Origin of the sequence: Loigolactobacillus jiayinensis, from assembly GCF_003946445.1 — a bacterium.
Classification (GTDB): domain Bacteria; phylum Bacillota; class Bacilli; order Lactobacillales; family Lactobacillaceae; genus Loigolactobacillus; species Loigolactobacillus jiayinensis.
Genome location: NZ_RHOF01000044.1, coordinates 20961 through 32000 on the forward strand (window position 1 = coordinate 20961; position 11040 = coordinate 32000).

Here is an 11040-nt window from a genome sequence, read left to right on the forward strand (position 1 = left end):
GCAGAGGAGCATTTGTTGTGAAAAATGAAACATTAACATTAAATACGCATCGCTTAATTAGCGGCTTGGTGGCCCAAGGGGTGCGACATTTTGTGATTTCGCCGGGTTCACGCTCGACGCCGGTTGCTATCTTGATCGCCGAGCGCGTTAAGGCTGCGGCAAATTTAGCCTTATATGTGGACGTTGATGAACGCTCAGCGGCTTTTTTTGCGCTGGGTATCGCTAAAACAGGTCAGGTACCAGTGGTGTTACTTTGTACCTCAGGCACAGCCGCAGCAGAGTATTTACCGGCGTTGGCAGAAGCGCATTTAAGCCATATACCATTAATTGTCTTGACCACTGATCGGCCGTTAGAATTAACCAATATCGGGGCACCACAGGCCATCGATCAAACTAATTTGTATGGTAGCCAGGTTAAGCAGTCACAACGGCTAGTGTTACAAGATGACGGGCAAACCAATGCTGACTTCATTGCTTTTCAAACGCAGCGCAGTGTTTTGGCTGCTTTAACTGCACCTAAAGGCCCGGTACAATTTAATTTGCCATTGCGCAAGCCCTTATTACCCGATCTTCGGGTCACACCACCCGCAATTAAAGCGTTAGCGGCTTTACCAACGACTGCAGCCTTAACACCGACTGATTTAACCGTGATTGAGCAGCAGTTACAAGGTAAAAAGGTGCTTTTGATTGCTGGACCAGAGGAAGTAATGACTTACCGGACGGCGTTATTGACGCTAAGTGAAAAGTGTCAGTGGCCGCTGTTAGCCGATAATTTAGCTAATTTACGCGGTCATGGCCCTGTGATCAGCAATTTTGATCTTTTATTTCAAGCTGAAAGCGATTTGCCAGAGGACTTACAACCAGACGTGATTCTGCGCTTTGGTGGGACACCAGTTTCAGCGCCCTTAATGCAATGGCTTAGTCAACAAACGGTGCCGCAATATCTGATTGGTGATCAGCAGCAATTAGCTGATTATAGTTTGGCTACTAGCCACGTTTTGGCCGTAGATGAGCAGTTGTTCATCGAGGAATTGGTGGCGGTGTTACCAGCGCAAAGAACAGCTTATTGGGCAAGCTGGCGGACGTATAGTCAGCGGCTGCAAGCTAGTTTACCAACAACTGCTGACTTAAATGAAATTACGACGGTTCAAACGTTGGATCAGCAGTTGCCGGCTAACAGTCGCTTGTTCATTAGTAATAGCATGCCCATTCGTGATGTAGAAGATTTTTATCAAGGCCAACAAGTGCGTGAGCTTTACTGCAATCGCGGCGCTAACGGCATCGATGGTGTGGTATCGACAGCGGCAGGGATGGCAACTGCAGGTGGGGCCAATTATCTGTTGATTGGTGATTTGGCGCTGTTTCATGATATGAACGGTCTAATGATGCTACGCCGCTACCAGCTGAATTTAACGATCATTGTGATCAACAACAACGGCGGTGGTATTTTCTCATTTCTGCCTCAAGCCGCGGCGACTGACTATTTTGAAGATTTATTTGGGACGCCGCAAGAATTAGATTTAGCGCAAGTAGCAAGGTTATATGCGCGCACATACCAAAAAGTGACGACGATCACTGCATTGGAACAGGCCTTGACCAATCAGGTTCAATTTATTGAAGTTGAAACGCAACGTGGGAAAAATGTGCAGCTACATCGGCAATTGATCAGCGATTTGCAGGTGCTGTTAGCTCATGATTAAGCGAACAGTAGTTGTACGCGAGCAACTTTATCGCTTCACAACTTGGGGGCAGCCGCAAGCTGAGGCCTGGTTATTTTTGCATGGTTTTATGGGTAGCAGTGTTGACTTTGCGCCGATTGCGGCAGTAATGCCAGGGTATCGGATCAGCTTAGACTTACTCGGTTTTGGGCCACAAGCCGCAACCGTGCCGGCTACGCGTTTGACGATGGCAGCACAGGTTGAAGATCTAACCCTACTGTTGGCAGCCTTGGGTGTGACGCAAGTTAAGCTAGTCGGCTATTCAATGGGCGGCCGGTTAGCGTTAGGCTTTGCATTAACACAACCGCAGTTAGTCACGCATTTGTATTTGGAAAGTAGCACCGCTGGTCTGGCTAATGCCGCCCAGCGCCAGCAACGGCAGCAGCATGATCATGAATTAGCGGAACAGATTCGCGGTGCTGGCTTACCGGCTTTTGTCGCCGTGTGGGAACAATTGCCGCTGTTTGCCAGTCAACGCGCTTTACCGGCAAAACAACAGCAACAAATGCGCCAGCAACGGTTAGCGCAAAATCCGCAGAATTTAGCGGCTTCCTTGGAACAAATGGGTACCGGCAGTCAGCCTAATTTTTGGCCTAGGTTACCACAATTGACAGTTGCAACGACAATTATTGTAGGCGCACAAGATGCAAAGTTTTGTCATCTGGGGCAGCAGTTGCAGACGCAACTAGTGAATTCACGACTATTGCTGCTTGCCGGTGTGGGCCACAATACTCATTTTGAAGCGCCAGCACAGTTTGCGGCAGCGCTAAAAGGAGATTAGCATGCGAATTACCCAGTTACATTTACAACAAGTCGGCCTACCGTTGCAAACCCCCTTTGTTACTGCTCACGGCACGACGACTGTGCGCATTACCACGCTGGTGACAGTCTATTTAGATAACGGCTATCAGGGAGTGGGTGAATTGACCGCCTTCACTGACAGCGGCTATTTACCGGAAACGCAAGCTAGCGCATGGACTGTGCTACAACAAGAAATTGCGCCATTGTTGCGTGATTTCACATTTGCAATGCCCACGGAATTAGCGGCGTACTTGCAGCAGCACTTGCGCGGCAATCAATTGGCGCAAGCGGCGGTAGAAACAGCTGTCTGGGCAGCATACGCGCAAATGCAGCAGCATCCGCTAGCTGAGTTAATTGGTGGCCAAGTTAAGCCAGTTCCCGTGGGCATCAGTTTAGGCCATTTTGATAGTACCAAAGCGTTGTTGGCTCAAGTCGCTGCCGGCGTGGCCGCTGGTTATCAGCGGGTGAAATTAAAGTTAACTGGGCCGGCTGATGTGGCGCAGGTGCAGGCTGTACGTAGGTTGTACCCGCATTTAGCCTTGATGGTGGATGCTAATTCAGCGTTTACGACTACTGACCTACCAACGTTGCAACAGTTAGATCAATTGAATTTAGCTTTGATTGAACAACCCTTAGCTGCGGATGACTTTGTGGAACATGCGTGGTTACAGCGACAATTAAAAACGCCACTGTGTTTGGATGAAAATATTTTAAGCTTAGCTGATGTACAAACGGCAGTCGCGCTAAAAAGTTGCCGCGCCATTAATCTAAAAATCACGCGCGTGGGTGGCTTAACTGCTGCTCTGGCAATTGTTGCTTACTGTCGGCAACAGAATTTAATGGTGTGGTGCGGTGGTATGTTGGCCAGCGGGGTCAGTCGGGCGTTTGATTTGGCGCTGGCCAGTCGCGCTGAATTTGTTTTGCCTGGTGACATTTCCGCCAGCGCGCGCTATTTTCAACAAGATGTGTTGGCGCAACCCTTGGTATTACAAAACGGCTGCCTACAACTGGCGCCGACACCTGGTTTAGGTGCAACGGTGGCACCTGTGGTCGTGGCGCAATATTTACAGCACGAGCTTTGGCTTCAACTCTAAGCATTCAGCATGAACGATGTTTAAAAAGAGAAATACACAAAAAGGCTTATCCAGAATTAATCAAAATTGATTTCTGGATGAGCCTTTTTGTAACCAGACAATAGAGGGCATAACTTATATTATACGTGGCTATGCTGATGCCAATAATATAGTGGCAACCCGATAATGGTTAAGCCAATGCCGGTCAAAGCCAAACCTGGTTGGGTGATCAGCGTTTCAATTAAGATGAATAGGCCACCGACTAGGGCTAACAACGGAATCAGTGGATAGCCAGGGACTTTATACGGCCGCTCTAATTCTGGTTCACGGCGGCGAAGAATAAATACAGCCACGAAAATCAGACAACTAAAGCCCCAAATAACGAAGACTAACATGTCGGTTAATAAGTCAAAACTGCCAAATAACATCATCACGATTGCGACAGCTAATTCGAATAAGCCAGCGATATAAGGCACTTTGGTGTGTGGAGTTAAACGACGAAAATACTGGCTGAATGGTAATTGATCATTATAAGCAAGGGCAAACGGGATCCGCATCCCAGTCAAGGTATAGCCATTGATTGCCCCATAAACGGAGATCAAAATACCAATGGTGACTAATTTGCCGCCGGCGACACCAAAAATTTGAAAGGCAGCATCAGCCGCTGCGTTGAGATTGCCTTGGAGCGCATTTAACGGTAGCGTTCGTAAAAAGACAAAATTGATGACGACATAAATCAAGGTGATCAGCGCTAGCCCAAGAACGATGGCCAAGGGGAGGTCACGTTGCGGTCGACGCAACTCACCAGCAATACTGCCCACGTTCAACCAGCCATCATAGGCGAACATTGTCGCCAGTAAGCCGCCGCCAATGGCAGTCCAAAGACCTTGCTGCGGGCCAGCCGTTAGCGGTAATAAGGCAAAATGGACTGGTGCTGGTGTTAATAAGCCGAAAATCACGATCAAGACGATCGGAATCAATTTGAAAATTAGCGTGATTACCTGTAGTGCACCACCAACGCGGGCACCAAGAAAATTAATCAGGGTAATACTTGTGCCACACAGAATGGCCAAGGGCAGGAGCAGGCCATTAGCCAAGTGAAATAAATTGATCAGCTGAGTGCTGAAAATAATCGATAACGCCGCCACATTAGCTGGAAAATAAATCAGCATTTGTGCCCAACCCAGTAAAAAGGCCCAGGGTTTACCGTACGTGTATTCGACGTATTTGATGGCGCCGCCAGTTTGGGGAATCGCAGTGGCTAATTCAGCAACCGTCAAGCCGGCACAAATCGTCAAAATACCGCCGAGCAACCAAACAAATAAGGTCAGGTTAGCGGTACCGGCTGCGGTGGTGACACTGGCGACTTTAAAGAACACGCCACCGCCGATCACCGTCCCCATAACTGTAGCTAGTGCCGCCGGTAAGCCCATTTCACGTTTTAAGCCGTTTTGTTCCATAATATCTAATCCTCACTAAAATAGAATAAGCGGAGTATAGCATGGCTTTCTGAAAATTTCGTTAAAATAGCTTTATTTTTTATCAACCGCATGGCCGCCAAATTGATTACGCAACGCGGCAACAACCTTACCAGTGTAGGTGTCATCTTCCATGGAGCGATAGCGATTCATTAAGCTGGCGGCGATCACTGGTGTGGGGACTTGCAGCCGCAGTGCTTCTTCAAGTGTCCACTTACCTTCACCAGAGGAGTACATTTTACCTTGCAAATGTTTTAAGCCAGGATCTTCCTTGAAAGCATCAGCGGCGAGTTCCATAAGCCAACTGCGGATAACTGAGCCGTGGTTCCACATAGCAGCCACAGCAGCGTGATCATAGTCGAATTCACTATGTTCTAGCACGTCAAAACCTTCCGCAATCGCCTGCATCATGCCATACTCGATACCATTGTGGATCATTTTTAAATAATGACCGCTACCTACAGCGCCGGTATAAAGGTAGCCACCTGGTGCCGCAATTGCTTTAAATAAAGGCTCAATCGTGGCAAACTGGGCTTGATCGCCGCCAATCATGAAGTTGCCGCCATTTAAAGCGCCGGCCATACCACCAGAAGTACCGACATCAAAGAAATGAATCCCTTGTTCAGCTAGTAGCGCATTGTGCGCCAGCGAATCACGGTAAAATGAGTTGCCGCCATCGATCACCATATCACCAGCACTTAGTTTTTGACTTAATTCAGTGATAACGTCTTGGGTGATTTGACCTGCAGGTACCATGACCCAAATAAGCCGCGGCGTTGGTAACTGCGCGATCAAGGTCGTCGTATCGGGAGCTGCTTGGGCGCCAACTGCAGTCGCTTGGTCGCGGGCAGCTTTGTTTAAGTCATAAGCCACAACTTGTTGCTCATGCTGTTGCAAATTAGTGACTAAATTTAATCCCATCTTACCTAAACCAATCATACCTAATTTCATTGAAAAGGGCCTTCTTTCGTTTGCTAGTAGTTGCAGTATACGAAAAAAAGTTTCCTAAATCAAGCTATATTAAATGAAAATATATTTCATACAGTTTCATTTATGGTATACTAAATCTAATAAAAGTAGGTGAATGGAATGAATGAAATCACACAGCGGATACAACAATTTACTGCAGAATTATCTAGTGCTGAGCAAAAATTGGCCGTCTTTTTACAGCAACCGCAAAATTTGCCGGATAATTTAACGATTGGTAGTTTGGCACAAGCTAGTCAGGTTTCACCGGCGACGGTTTCGCGCTTTGCTAAAAGCTTAGGCTACGCTAACTTTGCCGCATTGCGGGTGGCTTTGACCAGTGAAGCGCAGCAACAAAAGCCATTATTTCAGGAAGTCGAGGCGACTGATGATGCGTTGACGGTGGCACATAAAGTATTTGCAGCCAACCAGCACTCATTAAGCAGTACGCTAGCTTTGTTACGCCAAGCTGACTTAGAGCAGGCCGTCAATTTATTGACGGCAGCACGCCAAGTTGGTTTCTTCGGCTTGGGTGGTTCCAATATTGTGGCCGCTGACGCCTACCATAAATTCATGCGCACGCCGCTAACGGTGAGTTTTAACGCGGATTTTCATTTACAATTAATGCAGGCTGCACGACTACAGGCAACTGATTGTGCGGTCGTGATTTCGCATACTGGTCGGGATGAGCAAGTTTTACAACTAGTCAAACAATTACAGGCTAATCAAGTTCCGATTGTAGTGGTGACCAGTTTCGGCAAGGCGCCGCTAGCCCAATATAGCGCGGTAACTTTTGTGTCGTTAGCCGACGAATCAAAATATCGTTCTGAAGCGTTATCGTCAATGTTGGCGCAAAGTAGCATTATCGATACCTTATTTTTGCTGGTGAGTCTTGCCTTGCCTAAAGCAACCCAAGCAACATTTGAGCAGATTCGTCAAGTGATCGGCAGTACACGGCGCGACAAATAAAAAAGTCGTCACCAGAAAGTGAGACGACTTTTAGAATTAAGGCTATTGTTGTTGAATCGAATAAGTGCGGTGGTCGGCCTCATCGTAGATTTCAAAGGGCTGCTCGTAAGCAGCGGTGATCTGCAATTCAAAACCATACTGATCGAGAAAAAGTAACTGATGTGCGGTTAAGGCGGTTACCTTGCCAGCTAAGGAATGCCCATCGATGCTAATTGCCAGTTGCGGCGATATTTTCAGCTGGTGTAGCCGCTTTTGTTGCGCGTCAAAAAAAGGCCAAGTGCCGATATAAATCGCCGCTAAATTGTTTTGTGGTGCCGCCTTAGTTGGCCACTTCAAATTAAAATGTTGAATTCTTTGAAGCCAAATCTGACTATGATCAACGACTTTTTTAAACATTAGACTGAGCACCTTCTCAGTGGTTGGTAAAAACCGCATGCGGTGTAAAATAGTTGCCAACCGATAATTTCAAACCGCTTTCCGGCGGCGACCAAGACGTTTATCTGTGCATTATTCTGGATAGTCTCATAATAACACGTTTACCTAATAATGACCGCAAACTAGTCTAATATTTTGCCGTTATTTTGCGGTGGCTGAAATGATTTATGAAACTTGTGGCGTGAACGCAGGATTATCGCTTTTTATGCTGAATTAAGGTAAAATTAAGCTTAGAACAAGTGTGTATTTTGTAAATGATCTGAACGAACATGGCCCAAACGTAGACTATATTTCAAAACTTAAGCGACTTCTTGACACGTTACGCGAAAGGGAAAAGGTGAAGTTATGTTAAAACTTGGCATTATTGGTACAAATTGGATCACAGAACAATTCATTCAAGCTGCATTAGCCACCGGCAACTATGAACTGACAACCGTTTATTCGCGGCATCAGGAAAAAGCGCAAGCCTTGGCGGACAAATATCAAGCTAGTGAAACGTTTACAGAAATCGACCGCTTCTTTGCGGAAGGTCAATTTGAAGTGGTCTATATTGCCTCGCCAAATAGTTTACATTTTCAACAGGCTAAGTTGGCGATTGCTGCAGACAAGCATGTGATCGTTGAAAAGCCAGCTTTTTCTAACCCAACAGAAATGGCGAACATTACGGCGTTGCTGTCAAATAAGCCTAATTTATTCTTATTTGAGGCTGCGCGTCATGTTCACGAACCGAATTTTAAAGCCGTTCAAACCGCCATTCAGCAGCTGGATAAGGTGCAAGGCGCTGTATTAACGTATATGAAATATTCATCGCGTTATGATCAATTTTTAGCTGGCAAAGAACCAAACATTTTCTCGCCACGCTTTTCTGGAGGCGCGTTACAGGATCTCGGGGTTTACGTGGTTTATGATGCCGTGTCGTGGTTTGGGGTGCCTAAAGCGTTGAATTATTACGCCAGCTTATTACCAAATGGCGTTGACGGTCGTGGAACTGCCATTTTACGGTATGCAGATTTTGATGTTACGTTGATCATTGGTAAAAACGCAACGTCGTATTTGCCGTCAGAGATTTATGGTTTGCACGAAACGTTATCACTAGACGATAATGCTGCTGATTTGCAGACGGTGACGTTGCATCAAGGGGACAAGACAACGGTTCTAAGTACACCACCGCTGGACAACCCAATGATTCCAGAAGCAGCTGATTATTACCGCATTATCACCGAAAACGACCGGGATGCCGCTGCAGCAGCAGGTCAGCTTAGCCGTCAGGTCAACCAAGTATTATATGATTTACGCCGCTCAGCAGGGATTGTATTTGCTGCGGACATAGAGGAGCAAAAATAGAAATGGTCAGTAAGATTTTTGAATCAATTTGGCAAGAACTCGGCTTTAATGAACCAACCGCAATTCAAGCGGCAGTCTATCAACCGCTAAAAACTGACGACTCAGTACTGGGCTTAGCGCCAACTGGCTCAGGTAAAACATTAGCTTTTGCGTTACCGCTGCTTGAAAAACTTGTCCCTGGTGACGGTCTGCAACTATTGATTTTAGCGCCGGCTCAAGAATTAGCTATGCAGGAACGGACTGCAATTCAGCCATTTGCTAAGGCGGCTGGATTAACGATTCAGGCTGTAGCTGGTGGCGCAAATATTCGGCGCCAAATCGAACGTTTGAAGCAAAAACCAGAAGTTTTAGTGGCAACACCAGGACGTTTACTGGAATTGATCGACCAACGTAAAGTTAAAATGCACACGGTACAGACTATCGTCATCGATGAAGCAGATAAGCTACTAACTGATGAAAGTCGAGAACGAACGCGCGATGTTGTACGCCGCGCACCAGGTGAAACGCAGCTGGCGTTCTTTTCGGCGACTAAAATTCCAATTTTAGACGAGCTGCCAAAATGGTTTGGTGTACCGGTAACAACCTTTGATGTTCGTGCTGAAGATAATAGTGCTGGTGAAGTACAACACCTCTTTTTGGAGGCACCAATTCGTAAGCGGGTTGATTTATTGCGGCGTTTAAGTCATATTGATGATTTTTATGGCTTGGTCTTTTTTGCCACTTTAGCGGAGCTGGAAAAAGTCGCTAAAGTCTTACAGCATCAACACGTACCATTAGCAATTTTGGACAGTGATCTACGGCAAACGGAACGGGAAAAAGCCTTGACTGGTTTGCGTAAACGGCAAATTAAATTATTATTGACCACTGATGTTTCTGGGCGAGGCTTGGATATTCCGGCATTACCAGCAGTCATCAATTATGATTTACCGCTTGATTTGATCACCTATATTCACCGTGCTGGCCGTACAGGGCGAATGGGCCAAGCGGGTTCGGTGATCACTTTAGGCAATGAACGGCAATTCCGTGATTTGAAGCAATTAGTTCGTAGTCGCTATCAAGTTGAGCGTGGTTATTTACACGAAGGTAGCTTGACCACAACTCAGCCTGAGCACGACGTTCATCCAAGAAAAAAGCCAACGCCAACAGCAGCTAAGCAGGTTGCAACGCCAGTTAAGCCGAAAAAGAAGAAGCAACGGCAGCGCAATCGCTTGAACAAAGGTAAACGGAGAAAAACGAACGAGGGCGACAAGAATGATTGAACATAATGTGGCTGAAGTAATGACAATCATGACTAGTAGTACTCAGGCGCACGACTTATTAGAACAAGCCCTGGCTGCCGCAAAAATAGATGATTTTGTTCTTGCACAGCAACAGCTGCAAGCTGCCGACACGGCATTGACGGATGCCCATAATGCGCAGACGACCTTATTGACGCGTGAAGCACGTGGGCAAACAGTGCCGATGACGTTATTATTGATTCATGCACAAGATCATTTGATGAGTACGGTTACCTATCGTGATGCGGTCAGTGAGTTAATTACGCTATATCAAAAAATTGCTGGTCTTTTAGCAAAAAATGCAGCTGAATGATTTTAATTTAAATTTGGATAGCGTATACTAGAGCGTATCGTAAAGTGGTTTTGCTATATTCTCTAGTAAAATTTAACGTAAATGACATTGCTTATGGAGGTGACCGCAAATGAAAGTTGAACAGTTACTGAATGTGCCTGCAGCATTTCTCTACCATCAAATCATTGATGCGGAACTTTTTGAAATCCATGCACACACCGGCCGCCAGTTGACTGCAGCACAACTGGAGGGCTTTACTTATCAAAAGCAACTAGATGATGCGACGCGCGCGCAAGTTACGATTACTAAGAATGTGCTTAATCGTAGCTATCATTACCAAACGGTCACTGACTTTAATCGCTATGAAGTTAAATACGATATGTTGCCAGTAGAAACTGATAAAAGTAAGATCGTTTATGAAGAAAAAGTAATCGCACGTGCTTGGCAGCAGCGCTTCCTTGATTTTGTTAGCAATTCATTACTTGGTGGCTTACGGCGGCATAATTTCCGTAAGATGTTCCAGCAAATCGAAAAATCTTATTAAAAGTATACAAAAAATCCGCCTTCAACTGAAGACGGATTTTTACGTTAAAGCTTGATCATCGGGTGTGTTTCGCGGTGCTTGCAAATTTGGCTCTTTGTCAAATCCTGTTGATAGCTAATTTTAGGCAGAATTGGAAGTTAAGC

General features: G+C 46.0%; 11 protein-coding genes. 8 read left to right on the top strand and 3 right to left on the bottom strand.

Features of this window, described 5'->3' with window-relative positions; translation table 11 throughout:
* The first annotated feature begins 17 nt into the window (after window positions 1-17).
* From menD to menC, 3 genes are read left to right on the top strand one after another with little or no spacing between them, the layout of a single operon-like run.
* A complete protein-coding gene (gene menD / locus EKM80_RS11015; RefSeq protein WP_125553177.1) occupies window positions 18-1700 on the top strand; it encodes a 2-succinyl-5-enolpyruvyl-6-hydroxy-3-cyclohexene-1-carboxylic-acid synthase in 1683 nt (560 codons plus the stop codon).
* The gene (menH, locus tag EKM80_RS11020) at window positions 1693-2499 is read left to right on the top strand and encodes a 2-succinyl-6-hydroxy-2,4-cyclohexadiene-1-carboxylate synthase (RefSeq protein ID WP_125553179.1); all 807 of its coding nucleotides are present in this window, start codon (window positions 1693-1695) and stop codon (window positions 2497-2499) included. Before menD ends, menH begins: the two co-directional genes overlap by 8 nt.
* A 1-nt stretch (window position 2500) precedes the next feature.
* On the top strand, window positions 2501-3613 hold the full coding sequence (gene menC, locus EKM80_RS11025; RefSeq protein ID WP_125553180.1) for an o-succinylbenzoate synthase: 1113 nt from the start codon (window positions 2501-2503) through the stop codon (window positions 3611-3613).
* Between the two features lie 119 nt (window positions 3614-3732).
* Here menC and EKM80_RS11030 read toward each other — a convergent pair whose 3' ends face one another.
* Window positions 3733-5052 (bottom strand): APC family permease, encoded by a 1320-nt coding sequence (locus EKM80_RS11030; RefSeq protein ID WP_125553181.1) that lies wholly within the window; start codon window positions 5050-5052, stop codon window positions 3733-3735.
* 72 nt (window positions 5053-5124) lie between these two features.
* Window positions 5125-6021 carry a phosphogluconate dehydrogenase (NAD(+)-dependent, decarboxylating) gene (gene gnd / locus EKM80_RS11035; RefSeq protein WP_125553182.1) on the bottom strand — a complete coding sequence of 299 codons (897 nt, stop codon included), beginning with the start codon at window positions 6019-6021 and terminating at the stop codon, window positions 5125-5127.
* 138 nt (window positions 6022-6159) lie between these two features.
* Here gnd and EKM80_RS11040 point away from each other — a divergent pair, with 138 nt between their 5' ends.
* Window positions 6160-7005 (top strand): MurR/RpiR family transcriptional regulator, encoded by an 846-nt coding sequence (locus EKM80_RS11040; protein ID WP_125553183.1) that lies wholly within the window; start codon window positions 6160-6162, stop codon window positions 7003-7005.
* A gap of 42 nt (window positions 7006-7047) precedes the next feature.
* Here the strand turns inward: EKM80_RS11040 and EKM80_RS11045 are convergent, their stop codons facing one another.
* Window positions 7048-7401 (bottom strand): DUF4828 domain-containing protein, encoded by a 354-nt coding sequence (locus tag EKM80_RS11045; protein WP_125553184.1) that lies wholly within the window; start codon window positions 7399-7401, stop codon window positions 7048-7050.
* A 384-nt stretch (window positions 7402-7785) separates the two neighbouring features.
* Between EKM80_RS11045 and EKM80_RS11050 the strand changes: the two genes are divergently transcribed.
* The 4 genes from EKM80_RS11050 to EKM80_RS11065 all read left to right on the top strand — a co-directional run bounded on the left by EKM80_RS11050 (window position 7786) and on the right by EKM80_RS11065 (window position 10897).
* Window positions 7786-8784, top strand: coding sequence for a Gfo/Idh/MocA family protein (locus EKM80_RS11050; RefSeq protein ID WP_125553185.1), 999 nt, complete (start codon window positions 7786-7788; stop codon window positions 8782-8784).
* Between the two features lie 2 nt (window positions 8785-8786).
* Window positions 8787-10043, top strand: coding sequence for a DEAD/DEAH box helicase (locus EKM80_RS11055; RefSeq protein WP_125553186.1), 1257 nt, complete (start codon window positions 8787-8789; stop codon window positions 10041-10043).
* The gene (locus EKM80_RS11060) at window positions 10036-10374 is read left to right on the top strand and encodes a PTS lactose/cellobiose transporter subunit IIA (protein ID WP_125553187.1); all 339 of its coding nucleotides are present in this window, start codon (window positions 10036-10038) and stop codon (window positions 10372-10374) included. The genes EKM80_RS11055 and EKM80_RS11060 overlap by 8 nt, the downstream gene beginning before the upstream one ends.
* A gap of 109 nt (window positions 10375-10483) precedes the next feature.
* A complete protein-coding gene (locus EKM80_RS11065; RefSeq protein ID WP_125553188.1) occupies window positions 10484-10897 on the top strand; it encodes a DUF3284 domain-containing protein in 414 nt (137 codons plus the stop codon).
* Window positions 10898-11040 lie beyond the last annotated feature (143 nt).

What these genes read in the sequence shown, in the direction of transcription:
- menH (WP_125553179.1), top strand. Translation starts at nt 1,693, where the DNA reads ATGATTAAGCGAACAGTAGTTGTACGCGAGCAACTTTATCGCTTCACA.
- EKM80_RS11065 (WP_125553188.1), top strand. Translation starts at nt 10,484, where the DNA reads ATGAAAGTTGAACAGTTACTGAATGTGCCTGCAGCATTTCTCTACCAT.
- EKM80_RS11030 (WP_125553181.1), bottom strand. Translation starts at nt 5,052, where the DNA reads ATGGAACAAAACGGCTTAAAACGTGAAATGGGCTTACCGGCGGCACTA.
- gnd (WP_125553182.1), bottom strand. Translation starts at nt 6,021, where the DNA reads ATGAAATTAGGTATGATTGGTTTAGGTAAGATGGGATTAAATTTAGTC.
- EKM80_RS11040 (WP_125553183.1), top strand. Translation starts at nt 6,160, where the DNA reads ATGAATGAAATCACACAGCGGATACAACAATTTACTGCAGAATTATCT.
- EKM80_RS11050 (WP_125553185.1), top strand. Translation starts at nt 7,786, where the DNA reads ATGTTAAAACTTGGCATTATTGGTACAAATTGGATCACAGAACAATTC.
- EKM80_RS11055 (WP_125553186.1), top strand. Translation starts at nt 8,787, where the DNA reads ATGGTCAGTAAGATTTTTGAATCAATTTGGCAAGAACTCGGCTTTAAT.
- EKM80_RS11060 (WP_125553187.1), top strand. Translation starts at nt 10,036, where the DNA reads ATGATTGAACATAATGTGGCTGAAGTAATGACAATCATGACTAGTAGT.
- menC (WP_125553180.1), top strand. Translation starts at nt 2,501, where the DNA reads ATGCGAATTACCCAGTTACATTTACAACAAGTCGGCCTACCGTTGCAA.
- EKM80_RS11045 (WP_125553184.1), bottom strand. Translation starts at nt 7,401, where the DNA reads ATGTTTAAAAAAGTCGTTGATCATAGTCAGATTTGGCTTCAAAGAATT.